Genomic DNA, 17,026 nt, shown 5'->3' on the forward strand with positions numbered 1-17,026 from the left:
GCCAGCGGCGGGGCCGCGGCCAATAGCGGCAACGGGACGGGCTTGCTGGCCCTGCATTTCGACCAGTTCCAGCGCAGCCAGGGTGTGCTGGCCCTGCCCGAGGGTTTTGTCCCTGAAAGCGTGACGGTCACGGTCCTCGAAGAGGGGACGGTGCGCGCCACGCGAAATGTCAAATTGGAATTTTGAGGCGCGGCCCGGCTGCGCTATAGTGATCTTATTCGCGCGGCCCACGCCGCCATCCGGAATTCGGCCTTCGCGGCCAGGAGTGTAAACATGAATGCTGTTACCGAAACCGTGGATCTCCAGGCCCCTCCGCCGGCTCCGCTGATCTTCACCGATTCGGCTGCCGCCAAGGTCAAGGATCTGCTGGCCGAAGAGGGCAACCCCGAACTCAAGCTGCGTGTCTTCGTGCAGGGCGGCGGCTGTTCTGGCTTCCAGTATGGCTTTACGTTCGACGAGGTCGTCAATGAAGACGACACCGTGCTCGACAAGGAAGGCGTCCAGCTGCTGGTCGATCCGATGAGCTTCCAATATCTGGTGGGCGCCGAGATCGACTACAAGGAAGACCTCGAAGGCGCGCAGTTCGTCATCCGCAATCCCAATGCGACCACGACCTGCGGCTGCGGTTCGTCCTTCTCGGTCTGAAGGCCGCCCCAGCCCGCAGACAGCAAAAAGCCCCCACTGGGGGCTTTTTTGTTTGCGGCGGTTTCAGCGGCCCGGGTAGAGCGCGCCCAGGATGCGCGGCCCGCGTGCGCCCGTGACTTCGGGCACGCCCGCGGCCTGGCGATCGATGAAGGCGCAGGCCAGCCAGGCGAAAGCCATGGCTTCCACCCATTGGCCCGGCACGCCTTCGCTGTCGGTCGTGGCGACCGGGCAGGGCAGGGCCTGCGCCAGCGCCGCCATGAGGCGCGGATTGCGCGCGCCGCCGCCGCAGACAAGCAGGCTGGTCAGTGTTTCGCCGGCCACCGCCTGGGCCACGGTCTGGGCCGTCAGGGCCACCAGCGTGGCCTGCACGTCTTGCGGCCCGAGGGCGCGGCCGTGGCTCGCCAGGCGCTGCTGCAGCCAGGCGAGCCCGAAGAGATCACGCCCGGTGGACTTGGGCGCGGGTAGCGCGAACCAGGGCTCGCTGTCGATCAGATGGCGCAGCAGGCCGGCGTCGGCCGTGCCGCCGGCTGCCCATAGGCCGTCCCGGTCGTAGGCTTGGCCGGTGTGCAGCTGGCACCAGGCATCGAGCAGTACATTGGCCGGCCCGGTATCAAAGCCGCGCGGGGGGCGCCCCGGCGTCAGCAAGGTGACGTTGCCGATGCCGCCCAGGTTGAGCACGGCACGCGGCGCGCCGCGGTTGAACATGGCATCGTGAAATGGCGGCACCAGGGGCGCGCCCTGGCCGCCGGCGGCCACGTCGCGGCTGCGGAAGTCGGCCACGACGTCGATGCCGCAATGCTCGGCCAGCAGCGCCGGTGCGTTCAGCTGCAGGGTGTAGCCCAGGTCGGGGCGATGCCGCACGGTCTGGCCATGCGCGCCGATGGCGCGCACCGCCGCGCGGGGCAGGCCGCTGGCCGCGAGCAGGCGCTCGCAGGCCTGGGCGTACAGGCGCGCCAGGTCATTGGCCGCCAGCGCGGCGCGATGCAGCTCGTCCGGGCCGCTGCTGTTCAGGGCCAGCAAGGCCGCGCGCAGCGCCTCGGGCATGTCCAGGCTGGTGCTGGCCAGCAGCTCGGGGCCGGGGTCCAGGCGCAGCAGCACGCCGTCCACCCCGTCCATGCTGGTGCCCGACATCAGGCCGATGAAACAACGGCCCGGCAGCGGGCTGCTCGGGCCGTTGGCGGATACCGTCATGGCGGGCTCAGCGGCTGGCCACGTTGGTCATCGATTCCGGCAGGGTCTGCTGGAACTCGGTCAGCAGCTGGATTTGCTGCTTGAAGGGCTCGACCGTCTTGGCGAAAGCGCGGGCCTCGGCGGGCTCCAGCTTGCGCGCCACGGGCAGGTCCACCGACAGCGGATCGACCGGCTGGTTGTCGATGCGGAATTCGTAGTGCAGGTGCGGGCCGGTGGCCCAGCCCGTGGCGCCCACATAGCCGACCAGGTCACCCTGGGCGATCTTGTCGCCTTTCTTCAGGCCCGGACGGATGCGGCTCTGGTGCGCATACAGCGTGGAGTACTTGCCGTAGTGCTTGACGATGACCACATTGCCGTAGCCGTTCTGCCAGCCGGCGAACTCGACCGTGCCATCCGCGGTGCTGTGGATGGGGGTGCCCGAGGGCGCCGCGTAGTCCACGCCCTTGTGGCCGGTCCAGGTCCGGTGGATGGGGTGCATGCGCATGCCGAAGGTGGAGCTGATGCGGGTGAACTTCAGGGCCGTGCGCAGGAAGGCGCCGCGCAGGCTCGTGCCATCGAAGTCGTAGTAGCTGCCGCTCTTGTTGTCGGCGCTGAACCAGACCGCGCTGTAGACCTTGTCGTTGTTGATGAACTCGACCGCCAGCAGGCGGCCGGCGCCGGCGTAGCGGCCATCGTGCGAGCGGACCTCGTAGACGACGCGGAACTGGTCGCCCTGGCGCAGGTCGCGCAGGAAGTCGATCTTGGCGCCGAGGATGTCGGCCATTTGCAGCGTGATCGAGTCCGGGATGCCGGCCGCATCGGTCGCCGCGAACAGCGAGGAGCGGATGGTGCCCACGGCCACGCGGGTCTGCAGCTCGGTGTTCTCGGTGATTTCCTCGGCCTTGAAGCCTTCGCCCGCGGGCTGGACGTGCAGCATCTTGGTGTAGACCTGGCCGTCGACTTCGTTGCCCGGGGTGTGGATATAGCGCAGCCAGACCAGATTGCCTTGCTCGTCCGTGGCCGCCTGCACCGAGCGGCCCGGGTAGAGGCGGTAGATGCTGCGGGCGCTGGCATCGTGGGTCAGGAAGCTCTGCAGCTTGCTGTCGTCGAGATCCAGGCGCTGCAGCACGCTGGCCAGGGTGTCGCCGGAGCGGATACGGGTTTCGCTGATGTAGGGAGCGGGGGCGCTGGCGCTGACCTGCATCTGGCCGGGTTCGAGCGGCAGTTCGCTGTTGATCAGGCGCAGGGGGGGGAGCTCGGTGCGGTCGGGCTGCTGCACCATGCCCAGCGCGGCGGCGCCGGCAAACAGGCCAAGGGCGGAGACAACCAGGGTGCGGCGGACAAGAGCGCCACCACGGGAAGCGCCGGGTTCGACGGCGGGGGCGAACAGGGCGGCAACCTTGCGGCTCAGGCTACGCACCAGACTGTTGAAGCCTCGATTCATTGGGCGGACCTTAGATGGGTACAAATGCACAAATAACGCCTGACCTCGGCTATCCCCCTGTCGGCCTGTGGGCCGAAGGTGGGCTGCGCCGAGGCGGCGGTATCGTGGACTGACTTTGGAAGAACGTGCGGCTAGCAGGGACGTCAACCGTCACGAATATGACAGTTGCGTATGATTAGGGCAGTATCCTAGCCGAATAAGCTAGAATTTTCGACAGATTTCTACAGTTTTTACACCTTTTTCTCGCTTAACTCCCGTCTTCCGGGGCTCATCATCATGTCGCAAGCCGAGTTTCCCATCACTCCCGAAGTTGAAGCAGATCTGCGCGTGGCGCGCCGCGGCTGCGATGAACTCCTGGTGGAGTCCGAGTTCGCCCGCAAGCTGGCGCGCAGCCGCGCCACCGGAGTGCCCTTGCGCATCAAGCTGGGCCTGGACCCGACCGCGCCGGACATCCATCTCGGCCATACCGTGGTGCTGAACAAGATGCGCCAGTTGCAGGACCTGGGCCATTCGGTCATTTTCCTGATCGGCGACTTCACCTCGACCATCGGCGATCCCAGCGGCCGCAATTCCACCCGTCCGCCGCTCACGCGCGAGCAGATCGAGCACAACGCCCAGACCTATTACGCCCAGGCCAGCCTGGTGCTGGACCCGGCCCGCACCGAGATCCGCTACAACTCCGAATGGTGCGATCCCCTGGGCGCGCGCGGCATGATCCAGCTGGCGTCGCGCTACACGGTGGCGCGCATGATGGAGCGCGAGGACTTCACCCGCCGCTTCAAGACCGGCGTGCCCATCGCCGTGCACGAGTTCCTCTACCCTCTGATGCAGGGCTACGACTCGGTCGCGCTCAAGGCCGACCTGGAGCTGGGCGGCACCGACCAGAAGTTCAACCTGCTGGTGGGCCGCGAACTGCAGAAGGAATACGGCCAGGAGCCACAGTGCATCCTGACCATGCCGCTGCTGGTGGGGACCGATGGCGTCGAGAAGATGTCCAAGTCCAAGGGCAATTACATCGGCATTTCCGAGGCGCCCGACTCCATGTTCGGCAAGCTGATGTCGATCTCGGACACCTTGATGTGGCGTTATTTCGAGTTGCTGTCCTTCCGCTCGCTGGAGGACATCGCCGCCCTGAAGGCCGAGGTCGACGCCGGCCGCAATCCGCGCGACGCCAAGGTCTTGCTGGCCCAGGAGATCATCGCGCGCTTCCACAGCCAGAAGGACGCCGAGCAGGCGCTGGCCAACTTCGAGGCGCGCTTCCGCGATGGCGCCATCCCGGACGATATCCCGGAGGTCCAGCTGCCGGGCGCGCCCATGGGCATCCTGCGCGTGCTGCGCGAAGCCGGGCTGTGCGCCTCCAGTTCCGAGGCGCAGCGCGCCGTGGAGCAGGGCGGGGTCAAGATCGACGGCGGCAAGGTCGAAGACAGATCGTTGCAATTGCCGCCGGGTTCGTATGTGCTCCAAGTCGGCAAACGGAAGTTCGCGCGTGTTAACTTGGTGGCGTGACTGGCCTGGCGCCAGCGGTTTTATTAAGGAGCACGACCATGAAACTCGCGAGCCTGTCTTTTGCCGACAATGAGTCCATCCCCGAGCGCTACGCCTTCGGCAGGATAGACCCGCAATCCCGGATTGCCCTGGCCGACAATTTCAACCCGCAGTTCTCGTGGGACGACGTTCCCGAAGGAACGAAGTCCTTCGCCCTGCTGTGCCATGACCCGGACGTGCCGTCCAAGCCCGATGATGTCAACCAGGACGGCCGCGAGGTGCCCGCCTCGCTGCCGCGCGTGGACTTCTTCCACTGGGTCCTGATTGATCTGTCCCCCGAGCTGCGCGAAATCCAGGAAGGCGCGTTTTCCAATGGCATCACGCCGCGCGGCAAGGGCGGGCCGCTGGCGCCCAACGAGGCGCGCCAGGGCCTGAACGACTACACCGGCTGGTTTGCCGCCGACCGCGACATGAGCGGCGATTATTTCGGCTACGACGGCCCTTGCCCGCCCTGGAACGACGCCATCGTGCATCACTACGTCTTCACGCTCTACGCGCTGGATGTGGCCAAGCTGGACGTGCAGGGCAAGTTCACCGGCCCCGACGTGCTCAAGGCCATGCAGGGCCATGTGCTGGCCCAGGCCTCGGTCACGGGCACCTACACGCTCAATCCCGCGCTGGCGCCGCGCCAGATCGGCGCCACTTCGGCGTCCTGAAGGCATGTCGGCCGGCGCCCCGGCGCCGGCCGACATGAGCCGGGCTCATGGCTCGCATGAGCCGTTTTCCAGTAAACGGCGGATTGGCGGTTTTTGCCAACGGATTACCGCTTTTTGCCCCCATCCGGGCCGGGGCGGGCGTCCCGGACGGGGTACACTAGCGGCATTCTTTTTGCCCTTTCTCCGTTCCAGGAACCTCCCTCCATGTTCGACCGCAAGCTCACCCTCGACAAGGTGGACCCCGATCTTTGGGCCGCCATCCAGAAAGAAGACGAACGCCAAGAGCAGCACATTGAGCTGATCGCCTCCGAAAACTACGCCAGCCCGGCCGTCATGCAGGCGCAGGGCACCCAGCTGACCAACAAGTACGCCGAAGGCTATCCGGGCAAGCGTTACTACGGCGGTTGCGAGTACGTGGACATCGTCGAGCAGCTGGCGATCGACCGCCTCAAGCAGATCTTCGGCGCCGAAGCCGCCAATGTGCAGCCCAACTCGGGCTCGCAGGCCAACCAGGGCGTCTACATGGCCGTCCTCAAGCCGGGTGACACCGTCCTGGGCATGAGCCTGGCCGAAGGCGGCCACCTCACGCACGGCGCTTCGGTCAACGCCTCGGGCAAGCTGTACAACTTCCTGCCCTATGGCCTGGACGAAAACGAAGTCCTGAACTATGCCCAGGTCGAGGCGCTGGCCAAGGAGCACAAGCCCAAACTGATCGTGGCGGGCGCCTCGGCGTATTCGCTGCATATCGATTTCGAGCGCATGGCCCGTATCGCCCATGACAACGGCGCCCTGTTCATGGTGGACATCGCCCACTATGCGGGCCTGGTGGCCGGCGGCCAATACCCCAACCCGGTGCCGCACGCCGATTTCGTCACCTCGACCACGCACAAGTCGCTGCGCGGCCCGCGCGGCGGCGTCATCATGATGAAGGCCGAGTTCGAGAAGGCCGTCAATTCGGCCATCTTCCCCGGCATCCAGGGCGGCCCGCTGGAGCACGTCATCGCCGCCAAGGCCGTGGCCTTCAAGGAAGCGCTGTCGCCCGAGTTCAAGGACTACGCCGCCCAGGTCGTCAAGAACGCCAAGGTGCTGGCCGAAACCCTGGTCAAGCGCGGCCTGCGCATCGTGTCCGGCCGCACCGAGAGCCACGTCATGCTGGTCGACCTGCGCGCCAAGGGCATCACCGGCAAGGAAGCCGAGGCCGTCCTGGGCCAGGCCCACATCACGGTCAACAAGAACGCCATCCCCAACGATCCGGAAAAGCCCTTCGTGACCAGCGGCATCCGCCTGGGCACCCCGGCCATGACGACCCGCGGCTTCAAGGAAGCCGAGGCCGAACTGACCGCCAACCTGATCGCCGACGTGCTGGAAAACCCGCGCGACGAGGCCAATATCGCCACCGTGCGCGCCAAGGTCAACGAGCTGACCTCGCGCCTGCCCGTCTACAGCGCCAAGTAATCCGGGCACTGCCAGGCAACGGGCCCCGTGATCGGGGCCCGTTTTTTTTGAAGGCGGGGCAGGTGGCGCCAGGCACCCCAACGGGCGTGCTGCGAGACCCAGCCACCTGGACTATGGCGGGTGGGGGGCAGGCAGCGAGCGGCGTGGGTATGTATTTGTGATGTATTTGTGCACCCGGCGCAACAAATGTCCCCTATCGGCGCGTCGTGCAGGAAGCTGTCATTACAATATTGCGATTACAGGCACGGGGGAGCGAGATGAGGTGCCCATTTTGCGGAAATGCGGATACCCAGGTGGTCGATAGCCGGGTGTCCGAAGAGGGCGACACCATACGGCGGCGCAGGCGCTGCCTGTCCTGTGATAAACGCTTCACCACCTATGAGCGTGTCGAGCTGGCCATGCCCACCGTGGTCAAGCGTGATGGCAGCCGCAGCGAGTACGACGCGGCCAAGCTGCGCGGCAGCCTGGCCCTCGCCTTGCGCAAGCGGCCGGTAAGCACCGAGGAGGTCGATGGCGCCGTGGCGCGCATCGAGGACACCTTGCTGGCCAGCGGCGCGCGCGAAGTGCCCAGCGAACACATCGGCGAGCTGGTCATGAACGAACTCAAGCGCCTGGACAAGGTGGCCTATGTGCGCTTTGCCTCGGTCTACAAGAGCTTCGAGGATATCGGCGAGTTTGTCGAAGCCATCCGTGAGATGCAAGGGCCGCTGCGGCCCTCCAGCGGCAAGCTGCGCAAGGAGTGAAGGATCAGGCCCCGGCGCGCAAGGCGCTGGGCGGCTGTTTTTCGTAGCGGCGCCAGACGCGCCGCATGTGATGGGCCGAGCCGAAACCGGCGCGTTCGGCCACGCGCTCCAGATCCAGGCGGGTCTCGCGCAGCAATTCCTTGGCCAGGGCCAGGCGCACTTGGTAGAGATAATCCATCGGCGTGCAGCCCGCATGTTCGGCGAACAGGCGGTTGAGGTGGCGGGCGCTGGTATGCGCCTGGTCCGCCAGGGCCTGGGCCGACCAGTCCGCGGCCGGGTTGCGCAGGACGGCATCCTGCACCCGGTGCACGCCGGGGTGCAGGTGGTTGCGGTGATCCAGCCAAGGCGAGAGCGCCGCGTCGCTGCCGGCGCGGCGCATGTATACCACCATTTCGCGCGCCACGGCGCTGGCCACGCGCGGGCCGCAGTCACGCGCCACGAGGTAGAGGGCCAGGTCGATGCCGGCGGTGATGCCGGCGCTGGTCCATACCCCGGCCGATTCGACGAAGATGCGGTTTTCGAGCACCCGGGCATCGGGCGCCATGGCGCGCAGCGCATCCAGGCAGCTGTGGTGGCTGGTGCAGTCGCGGCCGGCGAGCAGGCCGGCGGCGGCCAGCATCAGGGCGCCGGCGCAGACCGACATGATGTCAAAGCCGTCGGCCGGCGCGCGGCGCGCCAGCCAGTCGATGAGGGCGCGGCGGTCGGGGCGGTCCAGCGCGTATTCGGAGCCGACCAGGCCGCTGACCACGACCAGGGCATGGGCCGGCAGGCGCTCGGGCAGCGGCGCCAGCCGAGACAGATACAGGCCTTGCAGGCCACTTTCCACTTCTTCTTGCGGGCCGCAGTAATGCAGCTGATAGCGGCCCGGCACGAATCGATTGGCGATGCGCAGGGCCTCGGCGGGGCCGGCCAGGTCCAGCAGGACCATGCCCTCCTGGACCACGAAATAGACCGGCGTGGCCTGCATCAGTCGTCCAGGGCCTGGGCGGCCGGCACGATCTGGGCGAAGCGTCCGGCCAGCACCAGCTCGGTGCAATCGCGGATTTCGGCCGGAGTGTAGTGCTTGCCAGCCGGGCTTTGCATGGCGAAAGTCAGGGTGGCGTCGGTGACAAAGCGCACCTTATAGCCGCTGTCCGAAGCGTGGCGCGCCGTGGTCTCGCAGCATTGCTCGGTGCGGATGCCGGTCACGATCACTTGCTCGATGCCATGCTGCTCCAGCCAGGATTGCAGCGTGCTGCCGTCGGCCGCGCGCGCAAACAAGGAGGAATGCACCGTCTTGTGGAACACCGCGGTGGGCGCCACGTTCAGCTCTTCGAGCGTGCGCACGTGGCCGGAGGCCAGCGCGAAGGGCGATTGCGGATTGCTCTCGGTGATATGGAAAACCTGCAGCAGCGGGATGCCGCGCGCCTGGGCGGCATCGATCAGGCCCTGGGTGTTGCGGACGAAGGCCGGCAGCTCGCTGACGTCCCAAAACGGACGTTGGCGGAAGGACTCCTGGGCGTCGATGAGGAGAAGCGCTGTCTTCATGATGATAGGAACCAGAGTAGGGAAACGACGCTATTCTGCGCGCCCGGCCGCCGGCCTGGCGAGCCCGGCGCGGGACCAGGATAGGCCCGAAACGGACATCATAATGCGATTCCGGACGGCGGCCGGCCGGGCCGGGGCGGGCGTCCAAGGGGGCGGATACAATCGTTGCCATGAGCGAGCCCCAAGACATTCTCTGGATGCGGCGCGCCCTGGAACTTGCCCAGGGCGTGCTCTATACCACCACGCCCAATCCGCGCGTCGGCTGCGTCATCGTGCGCGACGGGCGGATATTGGGAGAAGGGGCGACCCAGCCGCCTGGCGGCCCGCATGCCGAAATCATGGCCCTGCGCGCCGCGCAGGCCGCCGGCCACGATCCGGCGGGATCAACGGTCTATGTCACGCTGGAGCCCTGCAGCCACTTCGGCCGCACGCCGCCATGCGTTGACGCCCTGCTGGCCGCGGCGCCCGCGCGCGTGGTCGTGGCCCTGGGCGACCCCAATCCGCGCGTGGCGGGCCAGGGCTTTGCGCGCCTGCGCGCCGCCGGCATCGCCGTGAGCGCCGGCGTCTGCGAAAACGAGGCCCTGGCCTTGAACGCCGGCTTCGTGGCGCGCATGAGCCGGGGCACGCCTTGGCTGTGGCTGAAGCTGGCTGCCTCGCTGGATGGCCGCAGCGCCCTGCATAATGGGGTGTCGCAATGGATCACGGGCGAGGCCGCCCGCGCTGACGGCCATGCCTGGCGCGCGCGCGCCGACCTGGTGCTCACGGGCATGGGCACGGTGCTCAAGGACGATCCGCAGCTGAATGTTCGGGCGGTCCGGACGCCGCGCCAGCCGCGCAGGGCCGTGGTCGACGGGCAGTTTCGCGTGCCCGAGGATGCGCGCCTGTTCGACGGCACGCCGGCCTGGGTGTTCACGGCACGCGAGGACGCGGCCAAGGCGGCCCGCCTGGCCGACAAGAATGTCGAGGTCGTCTGCCTGCCCGATGCGGGTGGGCAGCGCGTGGACCTGCCGGCCATGATGCGCTGGCTGGGCGCGCATGAGTGCAATGAGGTCCATGTGGAGGCCGGCGCCGGCCTGTCGGGGGCCTTGCTGGCGGCCGATTGTGTGGATGAATTGCTGGTCTATCTGGCGCCGGTGATGCTGGGTGATGCCGCCGGCATGGTGCAGATGCCCCTGCTGGAGCATCTGGACGCCGCGCGCCGCTTCCGTTTTACCGATCTGGCGCGGGTGGGCGAGGATGTCCGCCTGCAGGCGCGCGATCCGTCGCGCTGGCTGGCGCTGCTGGCCAGCGCGCGCCGCGCGTCAGAAAAATAGTCTTATCTGGGAGAAATCGCATGTTTACGGGTTTGGTCGCGGCCGTGGGCCGCATCGTGTCGGTCAAGCCACTGTCCGGCGAGGATGCCGGCGTGCGCCTGAGCATCGATGCCGGCGACCTCGGGCTGGAAGATGTCGCCATCGGCGACTCCATCGCGGTGCAGGGCGCTTGCATGACGGTCATCGGGCTGTCGGCGCGGGGCTTCGAGGTCGATGTTTCGCGCGAAAGCCTGAACCGCACGGTCGGGCTTTCGCGCGAAGGCGAGGTCAATCTCGAGAAATCCCTGGGCCTGGGCGACAAGCTGGGCGGGCACCTCGTGTCCGGCCATGTGGACGGCCTGGGCGAGATCCTGCGGTTTTCCGATGTGGGCGAATCGCGCGAACTGGTGATCGCGGTGCCCAAGGCGCTGGCGCGCTTTCTCGCCTACAAGGGTTCGATCACGGTCAATGGCATCAGCTTGACGGTCAATCGGGTCGAGGACACCGCGGATGGTTGCGAGATCAGCATCAACATCATCCCGCATACCCAGGCCGTGACGACGCTGCGCAACGTCAAGGCCGGCGACAAGGTCAATCTCGAGATCGACATGATCGCGCGCTATGTCGAGCGCATGCTGAGCGCCTCGGGCGCGGTGGAAGGACGCGCGCCGGCCTGGCTGTAGCGCGCGGGCGGCAACATCCGCTCATATGCTTATGCCGATGTAACGGGTTCCGCGTGATCGCGAATCCGCGTGTAATTGTTAGCACTCGAAAGCCGTGGCTGCTATTGCTGCCACGGCTTTTTTTCATGCGGATGAACGGCGCGCGGAACTTGTTGCGGGCAATAGGGGCCTAAACAAAACGGGCGCCTTCGGTCCTGCCTATTGTGTGTGGTGAAAGTACGACGACTACATAATGTGTGTTGTGCGATCGCAATAAGGACTGGCGAGGCGGGTATAGGAGGAACACAATGGTCATACGGACCCGTGTTTTGGACCCGTGCTCTAAGTACTGTAGGAGGGTTTGCCGTGCATAGCATCCTCGAAGGCTTCAAGTCGCAGTATGCGCGTGACCAGGAAACAGAACTCTCGCTTGAAGAGTATCTGACACTGGCCAGGCAGGATCCCATGGCCTATGCCAGCCCGGCCGAGCGCATGCTCGCCGCCATAGGCGAGCCGGAACTTGTCGATACGCGCAATGATCCGCGCCTGTCGCGCCTGTTCTCCAACCGAATGATCCGGCGCTATCCGGCATTCAAGGAGTTCTACGGCATGGAGGAGGTGATCGACCAGATCGTCTCTTTCTTCAAGCATGCCGCGCAGGGGCTGGAGGAGCGCAAGCAGATACTCTATCTGCTGGGCCCGGTAGGCGGCGGCAAATCATCCATCGCCGAGCGCCTGAAAGCGCTGATGGAGGCTTATCCCATCTATGCCCTGAAAGGCTCTCCCGTCAACGAGTCGCCGCTGGGGCTGTTCAATCCCGAACGCTTCGGCGAGACGCTCGAGAAGGAATACAACATCCCCAGGCGCTACCTGAACGGCATCATGTCGCCATGGGCCGTCAAGCGGCTGAAGGAGTTCGACGGCGATATTTCGCAGTTCCGCGTGGTCCGCGTCAATCCGTCGGTGCTGCGCCAGGTCGCCATCGCCAAGACCGAGCCGGGCGACGAGAACAACCAGGATATCTCCTCGCTGGTGGGCAAGGTCGATATCCGCAAGCTCGATCGCTACTCGCAGGATGATCCGGACGCCTATAGCTATTCGGGCGGCCTGTGCCTGGCCAACCAGGGCCTGCTGGAGTTCGTCGAAATGTTCAAGGCGCCGATCAAGATGCTGCATCCGCTCTTGACCGCCACCCAGGAGGGCAACTTCAAGGGGACCGAGGGATTCTCGGCCATCCCCTTCAATGGGACCATCCTGGCGCACTCGAACGAATCCGAGTGGCAGACCTTCCGCAACAACAAGCACAACGAGGCCTTCCTCGACCGCATCTATATCGTCAAGGTGCCTTATTGCCTGCAGGTCACGGAAGAGGTCCACATCTACGAGAAACTGCTGCGCAACAGCTCGCTGTCCAAGGCGCCTTGCGCGCCGGGCACGCTGGACATGATGGCGCAGTTCTCGGTGCTCACGCGCCTGAAGGAGCCCGAGAACTCCAGCATCTATTCCAAGATGCGCGTCTATGACGGCGAGACCCTGAAGGATGTGGACCCCAAGGCCAAGGCCCTGCAGGAGTACAAGGACTACGCCGGCACCGATGAGGGCATGAACGGCGTGTCGACGCGCTTTGCGTACAAAATCCTCTCCAGCGTCTTCAACCACGACCAGACCGAGGTGGCCGCCAACCCCGTGCACCTGATGTATGTGCTGGAGCAGCGCATCGCCCGCGAGGATTTCCCCGAGGAAGTGCGCCGCCGCTACCTGGAGTTCATCAAGGGCTATCTGGCGCCGCGCTATGCGGAGTTCATCGGCAAGGAAATCCAGACCGCCTATCTCGAGTCGTACTCCGAGTACGGGCAGAACATCTTCGACCGCTACGTCACCTTCGCCGATTGCTGGATACAGGACGAGGAGTTCCGCGATCCGGAAACCGGCGAGAGCTTCGACCGCAGCGCGCTCAACGACGAACTCGAGAAGATCGAGAAGCCCGCGGGCATCGCCAATCCCAAGGACTTCCGCAACGAGATCGTCAATTTCGTGTTGCGCGCCCGCGCCAACAACGGCGGACGCAACCCGACGTGGACCAGCTACGAGAAGCTGCGCGAGGTGATCGAGAAGAAGATGTTCTCCAACACCGAGGATCTGCTGCCCGTCATCTCGTTCAACGCCAAGGCTTCGGCCGAGGACCGGAGCAAGCACCAGAGCTTTGTCGACCGCATGGTCGACAAGGGCTACACCGAGAAACAGGTCCGACTGCTTTGCGAGTGGTATCTGCGGGTGAGGAAGTCGTCCTGAGTAGAGGTGGATCATGAATTCGCTCATTGATCGTCGCCTGAACGGCCGCAACAAAAGCGCGGTGAATCGCGAGCGCTTCCTGCGGCGCTATAAAGACCAGATCCGCAAGGCAGTACAGGATATGGTCCGCGAACGCTCGATCTCGGACATGGACCAGGGCGCGGAGATCAACCTGCCCGCCCGCGACATCTCCGAGCCGCATTTCCGCCATGGCCCTGGCGGAGACCGCGAGATCGTGCACCCGGGCAACCGGGAGTTCGCCAAGGGTGACACCATCGACCGCCCGCAAGGCGGCGAGGGCGAGGGAGGTTCCGAGCCGGGCGAGGGCGAATCGGTGGACCAGTTCACCTTCAGCCTCTCGCGGGCGGAGTTCCTGCACCTCTTCTTTGACGACCTGGAGTTGCCGCATCTGGTGCGCACGCAATTGGGCGATGTGTCGCAGAAGAAGTGGCAGCGCGCGGGCTATACCACCACGGGCTCGCCCAGCCTGCTGTCGGTCAACCGGACCCTGAGGGCTTCGCTGTCGCGCCGCGTGGCCCTGGGCCTGAACGCCCGCAACGATGTCGAGGAGGCCGAGCTCAAGCTGGAAGAGGCCATCGCGCGCAAGGCGGACGATGAAGAGCTCGCCGCGCTGCGCGCGGCGCTGGAGGAGTGCCGCCGGCATGCCGCGCGCGTGCCCTTCCTGGATGACCTGGACCTGCGCTACCGCAACCGCGTGCCGGTCGTCACGCCGGTGGCGCGCGCGGTGATGTTCTGCCTCATGGACGTCTCCGGGTCCATGGACGAAGGCAAGAAAGACCTGGCCAAGCGCTTCTTCACGCTGCTGTATCTATTCCTGTCGCGCAAGTACGAGAAAGTGGAGGTGGTGTTCATCCGGCACACCGACAATGCCGAGGAGGTGGATGAGCAGGCCTTTTTCTACGACCCCAAGAGCGGCGGCACCATCGTGCTGTCGGCCTTGGAGCTGATGCACGAGATCGTGCAGAAGCGCTATCCGCCGTCGGCCTGGAATGTCTACGCGGCCCAGGCCAGCGACGGCGATTCTTTCGGCGCCGACGCGGGCAAAAGCGCGCGTTTCCTGGCCGAGAACCTGCTGCCGGCCACGCGCTACTTTGCCTATATCGAGGTGCCGGACTCGCCGGAGGCGCGCAAGAGCAGCCTCTGGGCGGAGTACGAACAGGAAGCCGCGCCGCATTTCGCCATGCGCCGCATCAGCCAGCGCAGCGAGATCTTCCCGGTCTTCCACGAGCTGTTCAAGAAGGAGGCCGCATGAACGCGATCGCCACCGAACGGGAAGTGGGCGTCCCGCTTTCCGAGGGCTCGGACTGGACCTTCGAGCTCCTGCAGCGTTATGACGATGCCATCAGCGCCATCGCGCGCGACTATGGCCTGGATACCTACCCCAACCAGATCGAGGTCATCACCTCCGAGCAGATGCTGGACGCCTATGCCTCGGCCGGCCTGCCCATCGGTTATCCGCATTGGTCGTATGGCAAGGAATTCATCCGCAACGAACAGTATTACCGCAAGGGCATGCAGGGCCTGGCCTATGAGATCGTCATCAATTCCAATCCTTGCATCTCCTACCTGATGGAAGAGAACTCCATGGCGATGCAGGCGCTGGTGATCGCGCATGCCTGCTATGGGCACAACTCCTTCTTCAAGGGCAATTATCTTTTCCGGCAATGGACCGACGCCGACGGCGTGCTCGATTACCTGGTGTTCGCGCGCAAGTACGTGATGGACTGCGAAGAGCGCTATGGCATCGAGGCCGTCGAGGCCATCCTGGACTCCTGCCACGCGCTCAGCCTGCACGGCGTGGACCGCTACAAGCGTCCGCCGCCCATCTCGCTGCGCGAAGAGGCCCAGCGCCAGGCCGAGCGCGCCGAACACGCGCGCCTGCAGTACAACGATCTCTGGCGCACACTGCCGCGCGTGGAGGCCGCGCCCGAGACCCAGAAGCGCAGCGTCTTCCCGCCCGAGCCTGAAGAAAACCTGCTCTATTTCATCGAGAAGTACTCGCCCAGGCTGGAGCCCTGGCAGAAAGAGCTGGTGCGCATTGTGCGCAAGGTGTCGCAGTACTTCTATCCGCAGACCCAGACCAAGGTCATGAACGAAGGCTGGGCCACCTTCTGGCACTACACCTTGCTCAACCGCCTGCACCAGCTGCGCATGGTGACCGACGGTTTCATGATCGAGGTCTTGCAGAGCCACACCAATGTGGTGAGCCAGCGCGGCTTCGATGAGCGGGGGTATGGCGGCATCAATCCGTATGCCCTGGGCTTTGCCATGATGAGCGACATCCGCCGCATCTGCGAGTCGCCCAGCGACGAAGACCGCAAGTGGTTCCCGGACATCGCGGGGTCGGATTGGCTCAAGACCCTGGACTTCGCCATGCGCAACTTCAAGGACGAGTCCTTCATTTCGCAATATCTGTCGCCGCGCCTGATACGCGAATTCCGCTTCTTCGCGATCGCCGACCATATGGCCAATCCCAAGCTGGAGGTCGCGGCCATCCACGACGACGAAGGCTATCGCGAGATACGCAAGCTGCTGGCCGCCCAGCACAACCGCGACAACCAGGTGCCGGACATCCAGGTGGTGCGCTATCAGCGCGAATCGGATCGCGCCCTGGTGCTGAGGCACCAGCAAAGCCGCGGACGGCCCCTGGACGGCGACGAGGCCGACCAGGTCATGAAACATCTTGGCCGGCTGTGGGGATTCCGGGTCAGGCTGGAAGAGACCACGCCCGACGGCACGGTGCTGTCCTACCGGCAGATCGAGCCCTAGCGCCACCGGCGCGGCGGGCGCCCCAGCTGGCGGCGGAACATCGCGGTAAAGGCGCTGGGGCTTTGGTAGCCCAGGTCCAGCGCCACCGTGGTGACGGGCTGGCCTTCGGCCAGCCGCCTGACCGCCTCCAGCAGCCGGGCCTGCTGCGCCCAGCGCACATAGCTCAGGCCGGTTTCTTCCAGAAAGCGCCGATAGAGAGTGCGCGCGCTGACACCCAGGCGCGCGGCCGCCTGGTCCGGCGAGGGCCCCAGGCTGGGATCGGCCAGCAGGGCCTCGCATAGCGCCCGCAGGCTGGCGCTTTCCGGCAGGGGCAGATCAAAGCCGCGCGGCGGCAGCCGCGACAGCTCCTTGAGCAGCAGGGCGCTGAGCAGCTCGTGGTCCGGCCCGCCGCGCGGCGGGGTCTCCGAGACGCGCACCACCAGCTCGCGCATCAGCGGCGTGACTTCGAGCACGGCGCAGTCCGCGGGCATGCCCGGCAGCAGGCTGGCGTCGATATAGAGCGAGCGCATGTCCACGGCCGTGCCCATGCGGATCTCGTGCACGACGCGGGCGGGAATCCAGAGCGCGCGCGTGGGCGGCACCAGCCACAGTCGGCGCGGCGTGGACACGCGCATCACCCCATGGGAGGCATAGAGCAGCTGGGCGCGCTCGTGCCAATGCGGTTCGATATGGAAATCCGCCGCCATCTCCCGGCGGCGGGTGACCACGCCCGGCGCGTCCGGGTAGCCGACACGGATGATGGGAGCGGTGGGCGGCCGGTTGTCCATTTCACGATAGTTTTCGTCAAAACCAAGAGAGACAGAAT

15 protein-coding genes and 1 pseudogene are annotated in these 17,026 nt (G+C 65.7%); 11 read left to right on the forward strand and 5 right to left on the reverse strand.

The window, feature by feature from the left end; all coding sequences use genetic code 11:
* Both AXA74_RS16505 and erpA read left to right on the forward strand, forming a co-directional pair.
* Positions 1–186 (forward strand): annotated as a pseudogene (locus AXA74_RS16505) (DUF6776 family protein); the annotation flags it as partial.
* An 87-nt stretch (positions 187–273) separates the two neighbouring features.
* Positions 274–645: an iron-sulfur cluster insertion protein ErpA gene (gene erpA / locus AXA74_RS16510; RefSeq protein ID WP_029580200.1), complete on the forward strand. Its 372-nt coding sequence runs from the start codon at positions 274–276 to the stop codon at positions 643–645.
* A gap of 63 nt (positions 646–708) precedes the next feature.
* On the opposite strand, the gene AXA74_RS16515 is transcribed toward erpA, so the two are convergent.
* Positions 709–1,836 (reverse strand): anhydro-N-acetylmuramic acid kinase, encoded by a 1,128-nt coding sequence (locus AXA74_RS16515; RefSeq protein ID WP_032979310.1) that lies wholly within the window; start codon positions 1,834–1,836, stop codon positions 709–711.
* A gap of 7 nt (positions 1,837–1,843) precedes the next feature.
* On the reverse strand, positions 1,844–3,259 hold the full coding sequence (locus tag AXA74_RS16520; protein ID WP_029580202.1) for a M23 family metallopeptidase: 1,416 nt from the start codon (positions 3,257–3,259) through the stop codon (positions 1,844–1,846).
* A gap of 276 nt (positions 3,260–3,535) precedes the next feature.
* Between AXA74_RS16520 and tyrS the strand changes: the two genes are divergently transcribed.
* From tyrS to nrdR, 4 genes are all read left to right on the forward strand, one after another.
* Positions 3,536–4,765: a tyrosine--tRNA ligase gene (gene tyrS, locus AXA74_RS16525; protein ID WP_032979311.1), complete on the forward strand. Its 1,230-nt coding sequence runs from the start codon at positions 3,536–3,538 to the stop codon at positions 4,763–4,765.
* Between the two features lie 38 nt (positions 4,766–4,803).
* Entirely contained in the window at positions 4,804–5,460 is a 657-nt protein-coding gene (locus AXA74_RS16530; protein WP_029580204.1) for a YbhB/YbcL family Raf kinase inhibitor-like protein, read from the forward strand.
* Positions 5,461–5,664: 204 nt separating this feature from the next.
* Positions 5,665–6,915 carry a serine hydroxymethyltransferase gene (glyA, locus tag AXA74_RS16535; RefSeq protein ID WP_032956558.1) on the forward strand — a complete coding sequence of 417 codons (1,251 nt, stop codon included), beginning with the start codon at positions 5,665–5,667 and terminating at the stop codon, positions 6,913–6,915.
* Between the two features lie 257 nt (positions 6,916–7,172).
* On the forward strand, positions 7,173–7,658 hold the full coding sequence (gene nrdR, locus AXA74_RS16540; protein WP_032979312.1) for a transcriptional regulator NrdR: 486 nt from the start codon (positions 7,173–7,175) through the stop codon (positions 7,656–7,658).
* A gap of 4 nt (positions 7,659–7,662) precedes the next feature.
* On the opposite strand, the gene AXA74_RS16545 is transcribed toward nrdR, so the two are convergent.
* The gene (locus AXA74_RS16545; RefSeq protein WP_032979313.1) at positions 7,663–8,625 is read right to left on the reverse strand and encodes a GlxA family transcriptional regulator; all 963 of its coding nucleotides are present in this window, start codon (positions 8,623–8,625) and stop codon (positions 7,663–7,665) included.
* Entirely contained in the window at positions 8,625–9,185 is a 561-nt protein-coding gene (locus AXA74_RS16550) for a cysteine hydrolase family protein (RefSeq protein ID WP_029580208.1), read from the reverse strand. The genes AXA74_RS16545 and AXA74_RS16550 overlap by 1 nt, the downstream gene beginning before the upstream one ends.
* Positions 9,186–9,382: 197 nt before the next feature.
* Between AXA74_RS16550 and ribD the strand changes: the two genes are divergently transcribed.
* The 5 genes from ribD (at position 9,383) to AXA74_RS16575 (ending at position 16,221) form a co-directional block, all read left to right on the forward strand.
* Positions 9,383–10,498: a bifunctional diaminohydroxyphosphoribosylaminopyrimidine deaminase/5-amino-6-(5-phosphoribosylamino)uracil reductase RibD gene (gene ribD / locus AXA74_RS16555; protein WP_029580209.1), complete on the forward strand. Its 1,116-nt coding sequence runs from the start codon at positions 9,383–9,385 to the stop codon at positions 10,496–10,498.
* 20 nt (positions 10,499–10,518) lie between these two features.
* A complete protein-coding gene (locus AXA74_RS16560; protein WP_029580210.1) occupies positions 10,519–11,160 on the forward strand; it encodes a riboflavin synthase in 642 nt (213 codons plus the stop codon).
* A 345-nt stretch (positions 11,161–11,505) separates the two neighbouring features.
* On the forward strand, positions 11,506–13,431 hold the full coding sequence (locus tag AXA74_RS16565; protein ID WP_029580211.1) for a PrkA family serine protein kinase: 1,926 nt from the start codon (positions 11,506–11,508) through the stop codon (positions 13,429–13,431).
* Between the two features lie 13 nt (positions 13,432–13,444).
* Complete coding sequence (locus tag AXA74_RS16570; RefSeq protein ID WP_029580212.1) at positions 13,445–14,704, forward strand: YeaH/YhbH family protein; 1,260 nt, start codon at positions 13,445–13,447, stop codon at positions 14,702–14,704.
* Positions 14,701–16,221, forward strand: coding sequence for a SpoVR family protein (locus AXA74_RS16575; protein WP_029580213.1), 1,521 nt, complete (start codon positions 14,701–14,703; stop codon positions 16,219–16,221). The genes AXA74_RS16570 and AXA74_RS16575 overlap by 4 nt, the downstream gene beginning before the upstream one ends.
* On the opposite strand, the gene AXA74_RS16580 is transcribed toward AXA74_RS16575, so the two are convergent.
* A complete protein-coding gene (locus tag AXA74_RS16580) occupies positions 16,218–16,988 on the reverse strand; it encodes an AraC family transcriptional regulator (protein WP_126623632.1) in 771 nt (256 codons plus the stop codon). The genes AXA74_RS16575 and AXA74_RS16580 overlap by 4 nt on opposite strands.
* Between the last annotated feature and the right edge of the window lie 38 nt (positions 16,989–17,026).

It is taken from the genome of Bordetella hinzii LMG 13501 (assembly GCF_001548475.1).
Classification (GTDB): domain Bacteria; phylum Pseudomonadota; class Gammaproteobacteria; order Burkholderiales; family Burkholderiaceae_B; genus Bordetella; species Bordetella hinzii.

Excerpts from the sequence above, each read along its gene's own strand:
- AXA74_RS16520 (WP_029580202.1), bottom strand. The coding sequence starts at position 3,259 with ATGAATCGAGGCTTCAACAGTCTGGTGCGTAGCCTGAGCCGCAAGGTT.
- AXA74_RS16570 (WP_029580212.1), top strand. The coding sequence starts at position 13,445 with ATGAATTCGCTCATTGATCGTCGCCTGAACGGCCGCAACAAAAGCGCG.
- tyrS (WP_032979311.1), top strand. The coding sequence starts at position 3,536 with ATGTCGCAAGCCGAGTTTCCCATCACTCCCGAAGTTGAAGCAGATCTG.
- nrdR (WP_032979312.1), top strand. The coding sequence starts at position 7,173 with ATGAGGTGCCCATTTTGCGGAAATGCGGATACCCAGGTGGTCGATAGC.
- AXA74_RS16575 (WP_029580213.1), top strand. The coding sequence starts at position 14,701 with ATGAACGCGATCGCCACCGAACGGGAAGTGGGCGTCCCGCTTTCCGAG.
- AXA74_RS16580 (WP_126623632.1), bottom strand. The coding sequence starts at position 16,988 with ATGGACAACCGGCCGCCCACCGCTCCCATCATCCGTGTCGGCTACCCG.
- glyA (WP_032956558.1), top strand. The coding sequence starts at position 5,665 with ATGTTCGACCGCAAGCTCACCCTCGACAAGGTGGACCCCGATCTTTGG.
- ribD (WP_029580209.1), top strand. The coding sequence starts at position 9,383 with ATGCGGCGCGCCCTGGAACTTGCCCAGGGCGTGCTCTATACCACCACG.
- AXA74_RS16560 (WP_029580210.1), top strand. The coding sequence starts at position 10,519 with ATGTTTACGGGTTTGGTCGCGGCCGTGGGCCGCATCGTGTCGGTCAAG.
- AXA74_RS16550 (WP_029580208.1), bottom strand. The coding sequence starts at position 9,185 with ATGAAGACAGCGCTTCTCCTCATCGACGCCCAGGAGTCCTTCCGCCAA.
- AXA74_RS16515 (WP_032979310.1), bottom strand. The coding sequence starts at position 1,836 with ATGACGGTATCCGCCAACGGCCCGAGCAGCCCGCTGCCGGGCCGTTGT.
- erpA (WP_029580200.1), top strand. The coding sequence starts at position 274 with ATGAATGCTGTTACCGAAACCGTGGATCTCCAGGCCCCTCCGCCGGCT.
- AXA74_RS16545 (WP_032979313.1), bottom strand. The coding sequence starts at position 8,625 with ATGCAGGCCACGCCGGTCTATTTCGTGGTCCAGGAGGGCATGGTCCTG.
- AXA74_RS16530 (WP_029580204.1), top strand. The coding sequence starts at position 4,804 with ATGAAACTCGCGAGCCTGTCTTTTGCCGACAATGAGTCCATCCCCGAG.